General features: G+C 70.3%; 16 protein-coding genes. 10 read left to right on the top strand and 6 right to left on the bottom strand.

Translation table 11 applies throughout. The features are described 5' to 3' along the window. Positions 1 to 54 precede the first annotated feature (54 nt). A complete protein-coding gene (locus tag H4281_RS02510) occupies positions 55 to 513 on the bottom strand; it encodes a hypothetical protein (RefSeq protein WP_182889218.1) in 459 nt (152 codons plus the stop codon). Between the two features lie 56 nt (positions 514 to 569). Here H4281_RS02510 and H4281_RS02505 point away from each other — a divergent pair, with 56 nt between their 5' ends. The 3 genes from H4281_RS02505 to H4281_RS02495 are packed head-to-tail and all read left to right on the top strand — an operon-like array spanning position 570 to position 6,190. Beyond that, the gene (locus H4281_RS02505; RefSeq protein ID WP_182889217.1) at positions 570 to 968 is read left to right on the top strand and encodes a GNAT family N-acetyltransferase; all 399 of its coding nucleotides are present in this window, start codon (positions 570 to 572) and stop codon (positions 966 to 968) included. 39 nt (positions 969 to 1,007) lie between these two features. Then, positions 1,008 to 4,106: a GH92 family glycosyl hydrolase gene (locus tag H4281_RS02500; RefSeq protein WP_182889216.1), complete on the top strand. Its 3,099-nt coding sequence runs from the start codon at positions 1,008 to 1,010 to the stop codon at positions 4,104 to 4,106. Beyond that, positions 4,103 to 6,190 carry an FUSC family protein gene (locus H4281_RS02495; RefSeq protein WP_182889215.1) on the top strand — a complete coding sequence of 696 codons (2,088 nt, stop codon included), beginning with the start codon at positions 4,103 to 4,105 and terminating at the stop codon, positions 6,188 to 6,190. The genes H4281_RS02500 and H4281_RS02495 overlap by 4 nt, the downstream gene beginning before the upstream one ends. A 1-nt stretch (position 6,191) precedes the next feature. Here the strand turns inward: H4281_RS02495 and H4281_RS02490 are convergent, their stop codons facing one another. Beyond that, positions 6,192 to 7,142 carry an aldo/keto reductase gene (locus tag H4281_RS02490; RefSeq protein ID WP_182889214.1) on the bottom strand — a complete coding sequence of 317 codons (951 nt, stop codon included), beginning with the start codon at positions 7,140 to 7,142 and terminating at the stop codon, positions 6,192 to 6,194. Positions 7,143 to 7,271: 129 nt separating this feature from the next. Between H4281_RS02490 and H4281_RS02485 the strand changes: the two genes are divergently transcribed. Next, positions 7,272 to 9,038 (top strand): WD40 repeat domain-containing protein kinase family protein, encoded by a 1,767-nt coding sequence (locus tag H4281_RS02485; protein ID WP_182889213.1) that lies wholly within the window; start codon positions 7,272 to 7,274, stop codon positions 9,036 to 9,038. Positions 9,039 to 9,165: 127 nt separating this feature from the next. On the opposite strand, the gene H4281_RS02480 is transcribed toward H4281_RS02485, so the two are convergent. After that, positions 9,166 to 9,585: a nuclear transport factor 2 family protein gene (locus H4281_RS02480; protein ID WP_376771806.1), complete on the bottom strand. Its 420-nt coding sequence runs from the start codon at positions 9,583 to 9,585 to the stop codon at positions 9,166 to 9,168. A gap of 70 nt (positions 9,586 to 9,655) precedes the next feature. Between H4281_RS02480 and H4281_RS02475 the strand changes: the two genes are divergently transcribed. Further along, a complete protein-coding gene (locus H4281_RS02475; RefSeq protein ID WP_182889212.1) occupies positions 9,656 to 10,093 on the top strand; it encodes a MarR family winged helix-turn-helix transcriptional regulator in 438 nt (145 codons plus the stop codon). Positions 10,094 to 10,130: 37 nt separating this feature from the next. Here the strand turns inward: H4281_RS02475 and H4281_RS02470 are convergent, their stop codons facing one another. After that, positions 10,131 to 10,769, bottom strand: coding sequence for a DUF4360 domain-containing protein (locus tag H4281_RS02470; RefSeq protein WP_182889211.1), 639 nt, complete (start codon positions 10,767 to 10,769; stop codon positions 10,131 to 10,133). Between the two features lie 556 nt (positions 10,770 to 11,325). Here H4281_RS02470 and H4281_RS02465 point away from each other — a divergent pair. Further along, positions 11,326 to 12,315, top strand: coding sequence for a malate dehydrogenase (locus H4281_RS02465; protein ID WP_067588822.1), 990 nt, complete (start codon positions 11,326 to 11,328; stop codon positions 12,313 to 12,315). Positions 12,316 to 12,454: 139 nt separating this feature from the next. Here H4281_RS02465 and H4281_RS02460 read toward each other — a convergent pair whose 3' ends face one another. Beyond that, the gene (locus tag H4281_RS02460) at positions 12,455 to 13,543 is read right to left on the bottom strand and encodes a Gfo/Idh/MocA family protein (RefSeq protein WP_237599922.1); all 1,089 of its coding nucleotides are present in this window, start codon (positions 13,541 to 13,543) and stop codon (positions 12,455 to 12,457) included. A gap of 66 nt (positions 13,544 to 13,609) precedes the next feature. On the opposite strand from H4281_RS02460, the gene H4281_RS02455 reads away from it, so the two are divergent. Further along, positions 13,610 to 14,248, top strand: coding sequence for a TetR/AcrR family transcriptional regulator (locus tag H4281_RS02455; RefSeq protein WP_182889210.1), 639 nt, complete (start codon positions 13,610 to 13,612; stop codon positions 14,246 to 14,248). Here the strand turns inward: H4281_RS02455 and H4281_RS02450 are convergent. After that, a complete protein-coding gene (locus tag H4281_RS02450) occupies positions 14,172 to 14,606 on the bottom strand; it encodes a MarR family winged helix-turn-helix transcriptional regulator (protein WP_182889209.1) in 435 nt (144 codons plus the stop codon). The genes H4281_RS02455 and H4281_RS02450 overlap by 77 nt on opposite strands. Positions 14,607 to 14,707: 101 nt before the next feature. Between H4281_RS02450 and H4281_RS02445 the strand changes: the two genes are divergently transcribed. From H4281_RS02445 to H4281_RS02435, 3 genes are all read left to right on the top strand, one after another. Continuing rightward, positions 14,708 to 15,526: an MBL fold metallo-hydrolase gene (locus H4281_RS02445; RefSeq protein ID WP_182889208.1), complete on the top strand. Its 819-nt coding sequence runs from the start codon at positions 14,708 to 14,710 to the stop codon at positions 15,524 to 15,526. Next, the gene (locus H4281_RS02440; protein ID WP_182889207.1) at positions 15,527 to 16,126 is read left to right on the top strand and encodes a P-loop nucleotide/nucleoside kinase family protein; all 600 of its coding nucleotides are present in this window, start codon (positions 15,527 to 15,529) and stop codon (positions 16,124 to 16,126) included. A gap of 277 nt (positions 16,127 to 16,403) precedes the next feature. Then, entirely contained in the window at positions 16,404 to 18,032 is a 1,629-nt protein-coding gene (locus H4281_RS02435) for a beta-ketoacyl reductase (protein WP_182889206.1), read from the top strand. Positions 18,033 to 18,052 lie beyond the last annotated feature (20 nt).

Below are 18,052 nucleotides of genomic sequence, written 5' to 3'. Positions count from 1 at the left end.
GCCGCAGGCCAGGGGCTCGGATCCGTTCCGGGTGCCTGGCCTGCGGTGTATCGGCTACTTGTCCGGGCAGTCGGCTTCGGTCCAGGTCGCGGTCAAGTCGCGGCTTAAGACGGTGAGGGATCCGGCGAGGAAGCCGATCTCGTGGCTGCAGCCTTGTTCGCGGGGCAGGATCTCGTCCAGCGTGACCGGGCCGAAGCCGGTCCAGCCGGCCGGGACGGCCGCGAGACTGCTGAGGCCGATGTAGCGGATGCTCAGGTCTTCTTCGTGTTTCCAGCAGTTGTGGCGGAAGCCGAGTCGCAGCCAGTCCTCGCCGTCCGTCGTGCCTCGCTCCAGCGTGTCGAGCACGAGGTCTTTGACGCATCGCTTGCCGGAGAAGTTGTAGTGGTCCGGGTCGGCGGCGAATGCGCGTGCGCCGGGCGGAAGCTCGGCCGAGAGCGAGGGCAGCAGGCCGAGATACGCGCGAGGATCGAGATAGTTGCCCGTCCCGGTCGCCTCCACTCTGACGTGTTCCATCGCCGACCAGCTTATTCGGTGGCCTGCCCGCCGAGCGTCGTGGGAGCGTCGAACCCATGAAGATCACCTACGCCTGGCGCGCCGATCTGACCGACGCGCAGCTCGTCGCGCTCACCGAAGCGCACGGCGGAAACGCGGAGCCCGGCTGGTGGGACCGGGCGAGGCGGCACAGTCTCGGCTGGATCAGCGCCCACGACGGCGCCACTCTGGTCGGCTTCGCGAACCTGGCCTGGGACGGCGCCGACCACGCGTTCCTCCTTGATCCGAAGGTGCACGCGGACTGGCAGCACCGCGGCATCGGCACCGAGCTCGTCCGCCGGGCGCGGGACGCGGCGAAGGAAGCGGGCTGCGAGTGGCTGCACGTGGACTTCGAACCGCACCTGCGCCCGTTCTACTTCGGCGCTTGCGGTTTCGCCTCCACCGACGCGGGGTTGATCCGGCTCACCGCGAGCTGATCCGGCACAGCCGGTGCGGGAGCGATTACCGTGGGGGCCGTGACCACGGCTGCGTTCTTCTCCTCGTTCGAAGCGGGCGATCCGCAGCCGGTCGCGGGGGCGCGGGTGGACAGCGGGCCGCGCCGGTCGCCGACCGCGAAGACCGGTGTCGGGTTCACCGGGCGGAAAGCCTTGCGGTACGAGGCCGGTCCGCCCGTGCCGCTGTTCGAGGTGGACATTCCGGTCACTGACCACAGTGCACTGTCGTATGTGGTCTTCCCGGCCTCCGACGGTCCGGTCCCGAGCTACCGCAGCACGCAGGTAGCGCTCGATGTCGAGTTCGACGACGGCAGCCGCGCCGGGTTCTCCCCGGCCGCGAAGGCGCTGTACGTCGACCAGTGGAACCTGGTGCGTCGTCCGCTGAAGGCGTTCGCGGGGCGGCGGGTGCGGCGGATCCTGCTGACGACCGCGTTCGACGGAGACGGGACGGGCTGGCTGGACGACGTCCGGATCGCCGAGCATCCGCCGGAGCACCGGGACCCGGTCGACTGGGTCCGCACGACTCGCGGCACGCATTCCAGCGGCGAATTCTCGCGCGGCAACACCTTCCCGGCCGCCGCGGTCCCGCACGGGTTCAACTTCTGGACCCCGGTCACCGACGCGCGGGCGCTGAACTGGTTCTACTCCTACCACCGGCACAACGACGCGCGGAACGAGCCGCGGCTGCAGGCGTTCGGGCTCAGTCATCAGCCGAGTCCGTGGATGGGCGACCGGCACACCTTCCACCTCATGCCCGGCGCCGGCCCGGTCGAGCCGGACCGGGTGCGGCGGTCGCTGGCGTTCGGCCACGACGACGAGACCGACCGGCCGCACCATTACCGCGTCCGGTTCCGCGGCGGCATCACCGCCGAGGTCGCGCCGGCCGAGCACGCGGCGATGTTCCGCTTCGCTTTTCCCGAAAGCAGAGGCTGGGTGCTGTTCGACAACGCCCGCAACCGCGGCGGTCTCCGGATCGACGCGCAACGCGGGGTCGTCACCGGGCACACGTGGGTGCGGAGCGGGCTGTCGGCCGGCGCGCGGCGGATGTTCGTCTACGCCGAAGCCGACCAGCGCCCGGAGAAAGGCGGGCGGATCCGGCGGCCGTTCTGGCGGACGGTGACCGGCAGCCTGGAGTTCGCCGCGCCCGAGGTCACGCTGCGAATCGCGACGTCGCTGATCAGCCTCGCGCAGGCGAAACGCAACCTGGCGCTGGAAATCCCGGCGGGCACCACGTTCGACCAGGTCCGGGACCAGGCGCGGCGACGCTGGCAGGACGTACTCGGCCGGGTCGAGCTGGAAGGCGCGTCCGAGGACGAGCTGACCACCTTCTACTCGTGCCTCTACCGGCTGTTCCTGTACCCGAACGTCGCGCACGAGAACACGCCGCGCGGGATCCGGCACGCGAGTCCGGTCGTGCGGAGTTTCCGGCCGAGCACGCGGCGGCGCACCGGCGCGAAGGTCGTGGACGGCGAGTTGTACGTCAACAACGGCTTCTGGGACACCTACCGCACCGCCTGGCCCGCGTATGCGCTGCTCGCGCCGCGCCAGTGCGGCCGGATGATCGACGGTTTCGTGCAGCAGTACCGCGAAGGCGGCTGGATCGCCCGCTGGTCCTCCCCCGGCTACGCCGACCTGATGACCGGCACCAGCTCCGACGTCGCGTTCGCCGACGCGTACCTGAAGGGCGTCACGAACTTCGACGTCGAGGCTGCCTACGACGCCGCGCTCAAGAACGCCACCGTCGCCCCGCCGCGCAAAGGCGTCGGCCGCAAGGGGCTCGACCGGTCCGCGTTCCTCGGCTACACGCCGGCCTCGACCCGCGGCGGCCTGTCCTGGGCGCTGGAAGGCTGTCTCAACGACTTCGGCCTCGCCAACCTGTCCGACGCGCTCGCCCGGGAAAGCGGCGGCGCGCGGGCCCGCCGGTTCGCCGACAACGCCGTCTACTTCCGTCAGCGCGCCCAGCACTACGCCAACCACTTCGACAAGCGGATCGGCTTCTTCCAGGGCCGCACCCTCGACGGCGGCTGGCGGTGCCCGGCTGAAGGATTCGATCCCACCGGGTGGGGTCCGGATTACGTCGAGACCAACGCCTGGAACACCGCGTTCTCCGCGCCGCACGACGGTCCCGGCCTCGCCGCGCTCCACGGCGGCCCGAAAGGTCTCGAGGCGAAGCTCGACGAGTTCTTCCGGACCCCGGAAACGGGCCAGGGCGGCCGGATCCACGAGATGACCGAGGCCCGGGACGTGCGCATGGGCCAATACGGGCACTCCAACCAGCCCTCGCACCACATCCCGTTCGTCTACGCCTTCGCCGGGGCCCAGGCGAAACTGCAGCGGACCGTCCGCGAGGCGCTGCGGCGGCTGTACCTCGGCAGCGAACTCGGCCAGGGCTATCCCGGGGACGAGGACAACGGGGAAATGTCGGCCTGGTATGTCTTCACCGCCCTCGGTCTCTACCCGCTGACCGTCGGCAGCCCGCGGTACACGGTGTGCGCGCCGCTGTTCCGCTCCGCCACCGTGCACCTCGAGAACGGAAAGGACCTGGTGATCCGAGCACCCCGCGCCGCGGCCGCCGACAGCGGACCCGACACGCCCTACGTGCACGGCCTGACTGTCGACGGCGAACCGCATCATTCGGCCACCCTCGCGCACGCGGTCCTCGCGCGCGGCGCGGTGCTGGAGTTCGACGTCCGCGCCGAACCCGGCGGCTGGGGCACGGAACCGGTCACCCCGGTCGCCCCCGCACCGCTCAGCGACCTCGCCGTCCACAGCGTCCACGCCGTTCTGGCGGACAACACCAGCCGCACCCAGGCGGTCTTCCGCACGCCCAGGCCGACCATCACCTTCACCGCGGAAGGCGAGCCGCGCGAGGTCGTCCTCTACACGCTCACCTCCGGCGCCAGCGCGGGCGATCCGAAGGACTGGGTGCTCGAAGGCTCCGACGACGGCCGACAGTGGCGGACCCTGGACGAACGCTCCGGCGAGGTGTTCGGCTGGCGGCGGCAAACCCGGCCGTTCGCGCTCGCCGATCCCGCCGCGTGCCGGCACTACCGGCTGCGGGTCCGCGCCTCGACCCGGCGGCGCGTCGCCCTCGCCCAGTGGGAGCTGCTCGCCCGATGATCACCGACGTGCGCAACGCCTTCCTCGACCGGCTGGCGGCCGCCGACCCCGGCCTCGTCCGGCTGCGGCTCGCCGCGTCCGCGGTGCTCGGCATCGTCATCGCGGTCCTCGCGATGCAGCCGCTGCATTTCCCGCTGACCACCACGCTCGTCGCGGCCATCGCGGCGATGATGAGCGCGTTCACCGTCAACGACGCCACCAGCGGCGGCCAGGCCGTCACGCTGCTGCTCGCGCTGCTGGTCGGGGCCGCCTCGATCACGGCCGCCTGTTTCGGCTCCGCCTACGCGCCGCTCGACAGCGTCGTGTTCGTGCTGCTGATCTTCGTCGCGGTGTACGTGCAGCGGTTCGGCGCGCGCGGCATCGCGCTCGGGTCGATGGCGTTCTTCCTGTTCTTCTTCCCGATGTTCCTGCAAGCGCACCTCGCGCAGGTGCCACATCTGCTGCTCGCGCTCGCGATCGGCGTCGCGGCGAACGCGGTCGTGCGGTTCCTTCTGTTGCGCCGCAACGCCGAAAGCGAGCTGATCCGCTACCGGCAGGCGTTCCGGGCGCGGCTCGGCGCGGCGGTGCGGGCGACCGAGGCGTACATCTCGTCCGGTGGTTCGGACCGCAGCGACCGGCAGATCCGCACGTCGGTGGAGCGGCTGCACGAGGTGGTCCTGCTGATCGAGGACCACGCCCCGGACGTGGTCGACGACCGCCGCGCCGACCAGCTGCGCCGCCGGGTGATCGAGGTCGAACTGGCCGTGCAGTGGCTGGTGATCACCGTGCGCCGGACCTGCTCGCACCCGCTGCCCGAAGGCGTCGCGGACGATCTCGTGGCCCGGCTGTCGCGGTTCCGGTCGCTGATGGAACGCGACCCGCGCGACCTGCCGCTGATCAGCGAGACCGGCGAGTACAGCCGGATGCTCGTGGAAGGCAGCCGGATCGACGAACGCGCGCACCCCGGCGACGGCGTGCGCCGTGCGATCGCCGAACTGGCCGTCGCGGACGACCGGGCGCAGCGCATCGCGAGCCTGCGGTCCACAGTGGACTTCCCGGCCGACGAAGACGAGGAAGCCGAACCGACCAAGGCGTTCGCCTACGACAACCAGACCCGCGGCGCGATCCAGGCCGTGCTCGGCGGCGGGCTCGCGGTGCTGGCCGGGCAGCTCATCTCGCCGCAGCGCTGGTACTGGGCGGTGCTGACGGTGTTCGTCGTCTTCATCGGCACGTCCAGCGCGGGCGCGCGGTTCGTGAAGGGCATGCGCCGCACCGGCGGGACCCTGCTGGGCATCGTCGGCGGCGTCGCACTGGCGCTGCTGGTCAGCGGCAACACCCCGGCGATCCTCGCGCTGCTGCTGGTCTGCGTCTTCGGCATGGTCTACACCGCGCGGGTCTCGCAGTTCCTCATGGCGTTCTTCGTGACCAGCATGCTGGGCTTGCTCTACAGCCTGCTCGGCACGTTCAGCATCGAAGTGCTGTGGATCCGGGTCGCCGAAACCGCGGTCGGCGCCGCGTGCGGACTGCTCGCCGCCGTGGTGGTGCTGCCGGTCCGCACGCGCGCGGTGATGCTGGACGACATCGCGATCGCGCTCGACGAACTGCACGAGTTCGTCGAATCGGCCGCGACCCTGCTGTCCGGCCGCGAGAACGTGAACATCATCGAGATGTCCCGCGACCTCGACCGCGCGGTCGAGCAGGTGCGGCTGACCATCGAACCGCTCACCCACCCGATCAACCTGCGCAGCGCCCGCCGCGACTACGGCTGGCACGTGCTGACCACGTTGGAGGGCATCGCCTTCCGGGCCCGGCACGTGGCCGCCCGCGCGCAGCCCGGCCAGCTCGCCGGTCCGGTCTCGGAGCGGCTGGACCAGTTCGCCGGCCGGATCATCGCGAACGTCGACCTCGTGCACGAGGCGGTCAGCAACCCGAACGGCAGCCGGCCGCGCAAACTCGTCCGCGACGACGGGACCCCGGTCGCCGACCGGATCGACGAGGCCGAGACCCGCGCCGTGCTGTCCAGCCTGAGCCACCTCGACGAGGGACTCATCGCACTCGGCCGCGTGCTCGGCGTCGGCGCCCAGGACCCGCCTCGGCACAGCTGACCTACTGTGCCGAGGCGGCGTCCAGAATCCGCAGTTCCTCGTCGCTCAGCTCCACGTCGTGCATCGCGACCAGCGCGGGAACCTGCTCGACCGTGCGCGCGGACGCGATCGGCGCGACCACAGTCGGCTGCTGCGCGAGCCACGCCAACGCGACCGTCGGCATCTCCGCGCCGCGCGCCTTCGCGACCTCCTCCAGCGCCGCGAGCACCTTCATCCCGTGCTCGCTGTCCGCGTAACCGCCCGCGAGCCCGGGCAGATTGCGGATGTTGTCCACCTGCTGGCCCGGCCGGTACTTGCCGGTCAGGAACCCCGACGCCAGACCGAAATACGGCACGCAGGCCAGCCCGTGCTGTTCGACGATCCCCCGCCGCTCGCTCTCGTACTCCCGCGAAACGAGGTTGTACTTCGGCTGCAGCGCGACGTACTTCGCCAGGCCCTCGCGATCGGCGAACTCCAGCGACGCGGCCAGCCGCTCCGGGCTGATGTTCGACGTCCCGATCGCGCGGACCTTGCCTTCCTTCACCAGTTCGTCGAGCGCGGCGACGACGTCGCCGACCGGGACGGACTCGTCGTCGAAATGCGTGTAGTACAGGTCGATCCGCTCGATCCCCAGCCGCCGCAACGATTCCTCGGCCGCGGCCTTGACGTTCGCCGGCGCGAGCCCCTTGAACCGCGGGTTGTCCCCGACCTTCGTCGCGACGACCACGTCGTCCCGGTTCCCGCGCGAAGCGAGCCATTTCCCGATGATGCGCTCGGACTGCCCGGCCTCGTTGCCCGGGAAGTGGTACATGTACGAATCGGCGGTGTCGACGAAGTTCCCGCCCGCCTCGGCATACGCGTCCAGCACCGCGAACGACGCCCGTTCGTCGGCGGTCCAGCCGAACACGTTCCCGCCAAGGCACAGCGGGGAGACGGCGACGTCGGACGAGCCCAGTGTGCGAAGTGCGACCATGATCGCATTCAAGCACTCCCCGCCCGGGTCGTGCCCCGCGACGGCGAGAAATTCTGCCCGCACGTACCTAGCCCGGCCGCACGCCTGGCAGGATCACCCTTCTCGCACAGCTTTCTGGGGAGGCAGCTGATGAGAAGACCAGCGGTCGGCGACCCGCTCTGGCTCGGGCAGTACCGAGTCCTCGCGGAACTGCACCGGGACGAGACGACCCGGGTCTTGCTCGGCAGCGGACCGGACGACCGCCTCGTCGCGCTCACCCTCTCGGAATCTGCCGGATTCCGCGCCGAGACCGCCGCATTGAGCACGGTGCTCGACGCCGATCCGGACGCGTCCACGCCGTGGCATGCCTCGGAATTCCATCCCGGCCCCTTGCTGCAGGACGTGCCCGCCCCGCTGCCCGAACCGGCCGTCCTCCGGCTGGCCGCCGGAATCGCGGCCGATTTGACCCGGCTCCACAGCGCCGGACTGGCGCACGGACACCTCGACGCGTCCCACATCCGGCTCACCAGCAGCGGGGCCAGGCTCATCCCCCGCGCGGCTGGCGAAAACCCGGCCGACGACCTGCTCGCGCTCGGCGCCCTGCTCGCCGCGCTTCCCGAGGCACTTCGCCTGCGTCTCGCGGAGAACGCCACCGCCGCCGAACTCCTCGAAGCGATCGGCCCGGCCACCGCCCCGTGGCCGCCCGCGGTCGAAAAGCTCATCGCGGACCGCGCGGCCGAACTCGCCCCCTTCCTCGACGGCCAGCCGACACCGCAGGACCAACCCGACCCGGTGATCTACCAGGTCACCGACACGCCAGCCACCCCGCGGCGCCCGCTCTCGCGTCGGCGGATCCTGATCGGCGCACTCACCGTGGTCGTCGCCGGACTCGCCGCCTGGATCGCGTGGCCGAACCCCGTACCCGACACGCTTCCGCCCGCACCGCAGCCGCCGCTCGTCGAAGCCGGATTCCTCGTGTCCCGCGCGCATCCGCAGTTCCTCAAGTTCAGTCCCGACGGACGGCTGCTCGCCACGCTGAACGACGACTTCTCGATCGACGTCCTGGACGTCGCGACCCGCAAACCTGTCGGCAAGCGCATCGGCCCCTTCCCCCGCACCGGCTTGGCCGGAATGGCTTTCCGCCCCGGCAGCAGCACGCTGGTCGCCTCCCGGGTCAGCGAAAAGCAGCTCACGACGCAAACCTGGGACGCGCGAACCGGCCGGGAAACCGGCACCCCGCTCGTGTTCGAAGACATCGACCGCGAGGGCGGCTGGCCCGCGCTCAGCGCTGACGGCAGCGTGGAGGCGGTGCCGATGACCTCGCCGCGCAGAGTGGAACTGTGGCGGGTCGCCGACCGCACCCGCATCGCGCGCATCGACACCCCGCCCACCTTCCGCTATTCGGAATTCAGCCCCGACGGGCGCACGCTCGCCCTGTACCAATGGGACGGCCACTCCGCCCACACCAGCCAACTCGGCCTGTGGGACATGGCTTCGCTCAAACCGGCGGGCGATCCGATCACCCTCGCCGACAACGCCCAGATCGCGTCCATCGACTTCGCCCCCGACGGCCGGACGCTCATCACCACCACCGGCGCGGCACGCCGGCCCGCGCAAGTGCAGCAGTGGGACGCGGTCACGCACAAGGAACTCCGGCCCGGCTTCCCGCTGGCCCCCACGCAGACCGACCTCCAAACCGGGACCGTCTGGTTCACCATGGCCCTCGCCGGGCTGGACGACCAGCACCTGCTCGCGGTCTCCGCGGGAACGCTCGCCGTCGTCGATCTCGACGGGAAACAGGAGGGCGCGGGCCTGCCCGGAATCGCCGCGATCACCGTCAGCCCGGACCGGAAGACCGTCGCCACGGCCTCGGGCGCGACCGCGGACAACACCGTCCATCTGTGGCACAAACCCTGACTCCGCACCATCCCGCCTTGGCGGCGAACGTCCGGGAGGGGAGCCCTGGCGGAATCAGCGTCCGTCAGGGCTCCCCTCCCGGACCGCTCCCTGGCAGATGCGGTCGATCGGCGCGAGACAGCGCAGGTCAGCGAGCGAAAGCGGGCGGCGCGCCCATCGGACTGAGGTGCATCCCCGCGATCCGCCAGCCGTCCCCTCCGCGGACGAGGACGTGCGTCGCCCGGAAGGTCCCGTCGACCCGGTTCCCCTGATGGGTCGCCTCCTGGTCGTGCACGCCGATCGCGATCGCCGTGTCGCCGTGCACGCGCACCTCGACGTCGCGCCAGTCAAGCCGCTGCGTCGCCAGCGCGCCCGACTGGCAGCGACCCAGCCACTGTCCCCGGTCGAGCACGAAACCCAGCGGGCCGACGAGCCGGAATCCGTCGGCGATCATGCCGCCCAACGCGTCCGTGTCGCCTGCGACCTCGGCCGCTGCCCAGCGTTTGCCCAGTTCAGTGATCTCCGCGGGGTCCATGATGCCCTCCAGTGCCGATCGATGAGACACCACAAACGTTAGACTACTAACCGTTCGACGTCAAACGGTTAGCATACGATGATCCTGCGGTACCGTCCTCTCCGTGCCCCGACCCGCCACGCCGCCGCTCGGCGTTCTCCTCGCCCGCACCGCCAAGACCGCGGGCCAGGCGTTCGACCGCGCACTCGCCGAGGTCGGCGGATCGCAACCGGTCTGGCAGATCCTCATCGCACTCAAAACCCGCCGGCACGCGAGCCAGCGCGAACTCGCCGACGCCGTCGGCATCCAGGGCGCGACACTCACCCACCACCTCAACGGCATGGAAACCGCGGGCCTGCTCACCCGCACCCGCGACCCGGAAAACCGGCGCGTGCACCAGGTCGAACTGACCGACTACGGCGAACGCACCTTCCACCGCCTCGCCGACGCCGCGATCGCGCACGACAAACGGATGCGCCACGGCTTCACCGACGACGAGATCACGACCCTGGCCGCATTGCTGAGCAGGCTCGCGGAAAACGTGACACAGCCGGACCCGTGAGCGCCCGAGGAAGCGCTCACGGGTCCGCGTCACACAGTTACCGGGTTCCCGGGCAGGTCTTCCAGGCGAAGTGGTAAACCGTCTGGACACTGCCGTCCGTCGAGTCCATCGTCAGGAAGCTCGTCGTCTTCGCCGGGTCAGAAGTCCCGGCGTACGTGCGCAATTCCGTATTGATGTTCAGGTTGCGCTCCTGGCCGCACGGTTCATAGATAATCGCGTCGACGTCCGTCTGGTCAGAGAACTGCCAGTCATTGTCGTAGAACCCGTCGAGCCGGTGCGTCACGTAGGCGGTCGGGGAGTTTCCCTGGAAATAATAGTTCGCGCGCTCCACGCCGTACGCACCCTTTTCGAGATGCCCGAATCCGCGGTAGTCCGCCGAGGCGATCCCGTACGTGAACCCCTGCGGGACGTGCACGCGAAGGCCGATCTGGCAGTTCTTCCTGAAGTCCGTCGGCTGCGCGCCGACGCCGACCTGCGCGGTGTATTGGCTGTAGGTGACGGTGAACGCGGTGTTGTCCGCCGAAACCGAAACCGCGGCCGTGTCCGGCGGGCAGCCGGTCCCGTTCACGGTCGCCACGTCGATGATAATTTTGTCCGGCGGAGGATTCTGCGGCCAGGAATGCGGAGTAATCGTCGACGAAAGCGCCAAAAGCGCAGCTGCCATTGTGGTAAGCATGGGTTCCTTCCCATTACTTCCGGTGTGGGTGGGGGTTTCGACAGGGTAGCGCAACAACTGTGCCGCTAGTCCCACTGAATGGAGCAACGCCGTTGCTTAGCTGCACACAGCAACGTGTTAACAAGCCGTTGACAAAAGCTATTATGGACAATTGACGAATCAACAAAAATGATTCAAAAATACACGACACAGAACCACCCGCCCCGGCTGGTCCGGACAATCCGGCGAAAAAGACCGCGAAAACCGGGGCAATCAGGACGGTTCGCACGGCGCACCCGCTACCGCGCCGACCCGCGCTTCCCGGGGCGATTCGCCGGACCGCCCCGGCGCCGCCGCCCGAGCCGGCCCTCGACCGTCCCGGGCCCGCCGCCCCCGCCCACGCCCGCAACTCGATCGTGATCTCGAGTTACCCCCTTCGCCCCACGACTTAAGGCGGATCGCCCCGCGGGCGCGAACGTGATCCTGGCTACCGTGACTGGACGCACCCGGACGACGCCCGCCGGTAGGGCTAGCATCCTCGGTACTAGCCAAAGTCGTCTCAAGCTGGAGAAGCGCAATGACCCAAGCCCCTGTCAACGTCACCGTCACCGGTGCGGCCGGCCAGATCGGCTACGCGCTGCTGTTCCGCATCGCGTCCGGTCAGCTGCTCGGCGCCGACACCCCGGTGAAGCTGCGGCTCCTGGAGATCCCCCAGGCGGTCAAGGCGGCTGAGGGCACCGCGATGGAACTGGACGACGGCGCGTTCCCGCTGCTCGCGGGCATCGACATCTTCGACGACCCGAAGCAGGCCTTCTCCGGCGCGAACATCGGCCTCCTGGTCGGCGCCCGCCCGCGCAGCAAGGGCATGGAGCGCGGCGACCTGCTCGAGGCCAACGGCGGCATCTTCAAGCCCCAGGGCGAGGCGATCAACGCGGGCGCGGCCGACGACATCAAGGTCCTCGTGGTCGGCAACCCGGCCAACACCAACGCGCTCATCGCCCAGTCGCACGCCCCCGACGTGCCCGCCGAGCGCTTCACCGCGATGACCCGCCTCGACCACAACCGCGCGCTGGCCCAGCTGGCCAAGAAGCTGGGCGTCGCCGTGACCGACCTGAAGAAGGTCGCGATCTGGGGCAACCACTCGGCCACGCAGTACCCGTCGGTGCAGCACGCCGAGGTCAACGGCAAGAACGTCGCCGAGACCATCAACGACGAGGCGTGGCTCGCCGACACCTTCATCCCGACCGTCGCCAAGCGCGGCGCCGCGATCATCGAGGCGCGCGGCCTCTCCTCCGCCGCCTCCGCCGCGTCGGCCGCCATCGACCACGTCTACACCTGGGTCAACGGCACCCCCGAAGGCGACTGGACCTCGGCCGGCGTCGTCTCCGACGGCTCCTACGGCGTCCCGGAGGGCCTCATCTCCTCCTTCCCGGTCACCGCGAAGGACGGCAAGTACGAGATCGTGCAGGGCCTGGAGATCGACGAGTTCTCCCGCCCGCGCATCGACGCTTCCGTGGCCGAACTGGCCGAGGAGCGCGACGCGGTCCGCAAGCTGGGCCTGATCTGAGGTTCGTTTTCCGCGATGGCCGCCCCGGTTTCGGGGCGGCCATCGTTCGTTTTCGCGTCCCGTGCGGTTGTTTTGGAGGTGCGGGATGATCCGTGTCTCGTGCTGGTGCTCGTTTTGCAGCCGCCAGCCGTATACGTCGTTATACAGTTGAAAGTAGTTCGTGCAGTCGTCGGGCGGTGGCGAAGTCCGGCACCATGTGCGTCCCGTCGCGGAGGTCCGCCGCCAGCTGGGCGTAGACCCGGCCCACATTCGCCGCCTGGATGGGCAATGCGCTGGGGTCGCTCACCGGGATCACCGTCCACTCCGGACTGCCGGGGCGGGACGTCCGAAGCTCGAACGTGCCGATCTGCGGTTGCGCGGCCCACGGATCGGCCTCCGGTGCGGAAGTCAGCGCGAGATTTCCTTCAGTGCCCGCGATCTCGATGCGCGTGCGGGGCATCGCCGCTTCCCCGTCGTGCAGATGGACGGACACCACTGCTCCACCGTCGACTTCGGCGTGCGCGAGGAAGTGATCCGGCGCCGTGACGTCGATCGGCTCCCCCGTCTCGGCGACGTGATGCGAACCGTTCCGGATCGCGGTCCGCGCGGTCAGCTCGCGGATCGGTCCGAGCAGGTACTGCACCAGATCGAGCGCGTGCCCGCCGAGGACTTCGACCAGCCCAGCTCCGGAACGACGGTCGTAGGTGTAGGCCGTCCAGCCGGGGACGTCACGAGCGTTTCCCTTGCCGCGCGCGCTGTAGACGGTCGCGGACTGCACCGCGCCGATCTCGGCGAGCATTGCCTGGGCCTGGCGGACGGTCGGCGAGAACCGCGCCTGCAACCCCACGGCCGTGTGCACCCCGGCCCGCTCCCCCGCCACAGCCAGCGCTGCGGCCTCCGCCGCGGTCGTCGCCAGCGGCCACTCGCAGTAGACGTGCTTGCCCGCCTCCAGCGCCACCGTCACCAGCTCGACGTGCGCGGGCACCTTCACCGTCACGACAACCAGATCGACGTCGGGGTGCTCGGCGAGATCTCGGGCGTCGGTAAACGCATGCTGCGCCCCGAATCGGGCGCGCGCCTCTTCCGCGCTGCTGGCACGCGTGGTCGCGACGGCGGCGAGCGAGAAGTCGGGCGACGCGGCTATGGCGGGAATGTGCGCCCGTGCGGCCCAGCCCCGATCCGGGTTCGCGCCGACGATTCCGACGCCGATCGGCTTGGTCAATGCCCCTGCCTCCACTAAGCGGGTCACGATGTTCCGGTTATTCCAAGGTAGCAGAAGCGGAACACTGTGACCCGCTTGGTTTAGACTGCGGGAATGCCGGACTCCGCCGTCGCAGCGCTGCTCGCCCAAGGCCGGCCGCGGGCCGACGCGCAGCGCAACGTCGAACGCCTGGTCGCGGCGACCCGCGAAGCGCTCGACGAACTGGGCCTCGCGGTCACGACCCGCGACATCGCGCAGCGCGCGGGCGTCGGCCTCGGCACGCTGTACCGCCGGGTGCCGTCGCTGGACGCACTCCTCGCCGCGATCCTCACCGACACCATCGACGAGATGACCGACCGCGCCGCGCACGCGCTCGACTCCCCCGACCCATGGCAGGGATTCGCCGAATTCGCCGAGACCTACGCGCAGCTGCGCGCGTCCAGCTGCGGACTGCACGACGCGCTGTCCGGCCGCGGCGAACGAGTCGACCTGGAGCCGCGCATCACCCGGCTGCGGCGGGCGATGCGTCAGCTGGTCCAGCGAGCGCAGAAGGCCGGGACGCTCCGCACGGACCTCGACTGGCGGGACGTCCCGTTCGCGCTCGCCACCGCGATCCCGCCGGACCACACGATCGGCCTCGCCCCGGGCGAGGACCAGTGGCGGCGGAATCTCCGGATCATCCTCGACGGCCTGCGCCCGGCACGATCGCCCGCTCCAGCAGGCCCTGCAGCACCCGCTGCTCCTTCGGAGTGAGCCCGGCCAGCGGCGAATCCCGGGTCAGCAGGTCGAGCAGCCGCTCGCGCAGTGCCGTGCCGTCCTCGGTGAGCAGCAGATGCCGGGCGCGCCGGTCGGTCGGATGCGCGCGCCGCTCGATCAGCCCCTGCTTTTCCAGCTTGTCGACGACGAACGTCGCGTTCGAGGGCTCGCAGCTCATCCGCTCGGCCAGCTCGCGCATCGTCATCGGACCGGTCAGCTCCCGCAGCGCGGTCGCCTGCGCGGCGGTCAGCCCCAGAGCGACCGCGCGCTCGCGGACGTGATCGGCGATCTGCTGCGCCAGCCCGTTCACCAGACCGCACAGCTCCCGTTCGGCGATCGCCCGAGGTTCCGTCATGAGCCCATCCTAGCAACTCCATCAAGTCATAATATTTATAGCTTGAATGTTTCTAGCTTGATGCTTATGGTCGGGGAAGACCGAGGGAAGGGAACGAAGCCGTGCTCGACGACCGACTGCGCCGGCCCGCGCGAATCCAGACCGTCCGCCTGGGCGAGACGAAGGTGTCCTATGTGCCGGACGGGGCGGTGCAAGGGAATCCGCGGCTGTGGCTGCCCGGCAGCACTGCCGGGACCTGGGCCGCGCATCCGGAGTACCTGGACGACGACGGGTATCTCGTCGCGAGCATCGGAGGCCTCCTCGTGGAACGCGACGGGCGGGCGCTGCTGATCGACGCCGGGTTCGGGCCGCAGACGGTGCCCGCTGAACCGGGAGCGCCGAACGGCGTGCTGTACGGCGGCGCGCTGCTCGACAACCTCGCCGCGCTGGGGCACCGGCCGGAATACATCGAGGCAGTGGCGTTCACGCACTTGCACTCCGACCACATCGGCTGGGCTGCGCACCAAGCATTCCCTCAGGCCGAGTATCTGGTCGCGGGACCGGAATGGGCGCGGCGTGAGCCCTCCATCGAGACAGACGCGCTGGCGCCGCGAGTGCGCACCGTCGAGGACGGACAGGAGGTGTTTCCCGGAGTCCAGGCGCGCTTCGCCGCCGGGCACACGCCGGGACACGCGGAGTACGTCATCAGCGCCGGCGAGCACCGGCTGATCGCGTTCGGCGACGCCGTCCATTCCCCGATCCAGATCGAGAACCCGGACTGGTCCTGCGTGTACGACCACGATCCGGTCGAAGCCGCCAGCCACCGCCGGAAGCTCGTCGCCGAACTGGCCGAACCCGGCACGATCGGCTACGGGAATCACTTCGCCGACGTCCTTTTCGGGCACGTCCGCGACGGCCGCTGGACCGCTATCGTCGGGTGAATGGCCCGGCTGATCCACCTCAACGGCCCGTCCGGCATCGGGAAATCCACCGTCGCGCGCCGCTACGCCGACCTGCACCCGGGAGTGCTCGCTCTCGACGCCGATCAGGTGGTCACGATGATCGGCGGCTGGCGGACCGCGTTCTGGGACACGCTGCCCGCCGCGCGGCGGCTCGCGCTCGCCATGGCGGAAACCCATCTGCGGGCCGGGTACGACGTCGTCATGCCGCAACTGGTGGCTCGCGCCGAGCAGGCGGAACGGTTCGAGGAGGCCGCCCGCGCGGCCGGCGGCGAGTACGTCGAGATCATGCTCGCCGCACCCCGGCCGCAGGCGAAGGCCCGGTTCGCCGCCCGAGGCGACCACGCGGCGACCGACGCGATGGCCGCATTGGGCGGCCCGGTCGTGCTCGACCGGATCCACGACCACGTCGCGGAGTACCTTCCGCTCCGTCCACAGTGCACAGTGCTGGACACCGAGCACCTCGACCCGGACGAAACGTGTGCGAAGGTCGCGGAAATCGTTGCCCGCCGAGCAGCGGCGGAGGCACCGCGTGCACGGAACGGGGACCAAAGGGGAAACCTGCCGCCCAGCCCGGACTGAGCGCGGTATATGTCGAGGAGTGCCAGGACACAGAGCCGACGCGGTCCGGCCGCCGTTTTCCGGGCGGACCGCGAGCCCCGCGCGAACCGGATCCGGTGTCGCCGCGCGCACAGCTGCCGCGGAAATTGCGGCTGATTCCGGCGCATTCCTGATTCTCGACGACCAACGGCAGCCTGGAACGCAGCAAACACCCTTCACCGGCCCGGTTTCCGCTGCGAGTCCCGGCCGGTCGACGGCATTCCCCGACCCGCGCAGGTCCTCCCGGAAGAGGCTCCCCATGCCCGAACCCGTTGCCCGCACGGATTTCCCCACGCCGCCCTGGCTGCTCAGCGCGCGCGACGGCGTCGCCCTGCGCGCCCTCGCCGCGGGCCTCCTCGACAGCACGGCGTCCGACCTCGACCTCGCCTACTCCCTCGCGACCAGGACCCCGAGCGCGCTCCGCGTCCTGGTCCCGGCCGGCGACCGGACCGCCCTTGAAGCGGTCGCGAGCGGCGAGAAGCCCGGCCAGCCCGTGCCGGCACGTCCGCGGCTGACCTTCGCCTCCCGCGGCAGCAAACTCGCTCCCGGCCGAGAAACCGAGTTCTCGCAACGGTTTCCGCTCTTCTCCGACACCTTCGACACGATGTTGGGCGATTATCACGATTGGCTCTTCGCCTTCCAAGCCGCACTGTGCTGTCTGCTGGAATCCTGGGGCCTCCGCCCGGAAGCCGTCGCCCGCGTGACCAGACGCCCCTGGGACGACACCAGCCTCGTCCTCGACCTCACCCCGCCTTCCGTCCGGGACCTGCTGGCCGAACTCGCCCGGCTGCACACCGCGGGCATCCCGGTCGCCTGGAACGAGGTCTTCGCCGGAAGCGGAGCCCAGCGGGTCGACCTGCCCGCCGAAACCCTGCTCTACCGCACGCGCTGGGTCCCCGTCCCACCGCGGTCCGGCCAAGCGGAACTCCTTGAAATTCCACCCGGCGCCGACATCCGCTCCCACGCCCTGGAGACTCTGCGCCATCGCGAGGACCGGCTCGTCGTCACGACCAACGCCACCGGACCCGACCCCGATCTCGCGAGCGCCGCCGTCTGGGGCCTGCTCAACGCGGCGGCCGCCAAGACCACCGTCGTCGACCTCGACCGGCCCACCCCCGCCGCCGAACTCCTCGACCTCGTCGGCGGCAGCACCGAACCCCGGCTCGCGATCCGCGACGGCGTCCCGCACGCCTTCCGGGTCGCGCCCGCCGCCGACTCCCCCACCCGCCCGATCGATCCGTCCGGCACTGTCCTCGTCACCGGCGGCACCGGCCGAATCGGCAGCCTGCTGGCCGCACATCTCGTCGCCGAGCACGGTGTCCGCCACCTCGTGCTGGCGAGCCGCAGCGGCCCCGCCGCCGAACGCCTCCCGACCGATCTCGACGCGGACGTCCGCGTCGCCGCCATCGACGCCGCCGACCCGGGCCAGGTCGAAAGCCTCATCGCGTCCTGCACTCCGCCGCTGACCGCCGTCATCCACTGCGCCGCGGTCTTCGACGAACCCTTCGCAGCGGGGCGAACCCCCGAATGCCCCGACCCGGTCCTGCGCGCCAAAACCGACTCGGCCTGGGTCCTCCACCAAGCGACCGAGCACCTGCCGCTGTCCGCGTTCGTCCTCTTCTCGTCCCTTGCCGGAACGTTCGGAGAAGCCGGAGAGAACTACTCCGCCGCCAACCGTTTCCTCGACGCCCTCGCGACCCGCCGGCGCGCGCACGGGCTGCCGGCGGTGTCGATCGCGTGGGGCCGATGGGATCCGGCTGTTTTCGACGCCGCCCTCGGCAGCGAGGAACCGGTCGTGTTCGGCCCCGGGGAGTCACCCGTCGAACAGACTCGGCTGCCCCGGGAAATCGTGCCCGCATTGCTGACGAGTGTCCCGGCCGGAAGATGACATCCGTCATCGGTCCGGCC

This window comes from Amycolatopsis dendrobii (assembly GCF_014145675.1).
GTDB lineage: Bacteria > Actinomycetota > Actinomycetes > Mycobacteriales > Pseudonocardiaceae > Amycolatopsis > Amycolatopsis dendrobii.
The sequence above is the reverse complement of the archived record's forward strand: the minus strand, read 5'-3'. Positions and strand labels throughout refer to the sequence as shown.

What these genes read in the sequence shown, in the direction of transcription:
- H4281_RS02510 (WP_182889218.1), bottom strand. Translation starts at nt 513, where the DNA reads ATGGAACACGTCAGAGTGGAGGCGACCGGGACGGGCAACTATCTCGAT.
- H4281_RS02505 (WP_182889217.1), top strand. Translation starts at nt 570, where the DNA reads ATGAAGATCACCTACGCCTGGCGCGCCGATCTGACCGACGCGCAGCTC.
- H4281_RS02495 (WP_182889215.1), top strand. Translation starts at nt 4,103, where the DNA reads ATGATCACCGACGTGCGCAACGCCTTCCTCGACCGGCTGGCGGCCGCC.
- H4281_RS02490 (WP_182889214.1), bottom strand. Translation starts at nt 7,142, where the DNA reads ATGGTCGCACTTCGCACACTGGGCTCGTCCGACGTCGCCGTCTCCCCG.
- H4281_RS02485 (WP_182889213.1), top strand. Translation starts at nt 7,272, where the DNA reads ATGAGAAGACCAGCGGTCGGCGACCCGCTCTGGCTCGGGCAGTACCGA.
- H4281_RS02470 (WP_182889211.1), bottom strand. Translation starts at nt 10,769, where the DNA reads ATGCTTACCACAATGGCAGCTGCGCTTTTGGCGCTTTCGTCGACGATT.
- H4281_RS02465 (WP_067588822.1), top strand. Translation starts at nt 11,326, where the DNA reads ATGACCCAAGCCCCTGTCAACGTCACCGTCACCGGTGCGGCCGGCCAG.
- H4281_RS02455 (WP_182889210.1), top strand. Translation starts at nt 13,610, where the DNA reads ATGCCGGACTCCGCCGTCGCAGCGCTGCTCGCCCAAGGCCGGCCGCGG.
- H4281_RS02450 (WP_182889209.1), bottom strand. Translation starts at nt 14,606, where the DNA reads ATGACGGAACCTCGGGCGATCGCCGAACGGGAGCTGTGCGGTCTGGTG.
- H4281_RS02440 (WP_182889207.1), top strand. Translation starts at nt 15,527, where the DNA reads ATGGCCCGGCTGATCCACCTCAACGGCCCGTCCGGCATCGGGAAATCC.
- H4281_RS02435 (WP_182889206.1), top strand. Translation starts at nt 16,404, where the DNA reads ATGCCCGAACCCGTTGCCCGCACGGATTTCCCCACGCCGCCCTGGCTG.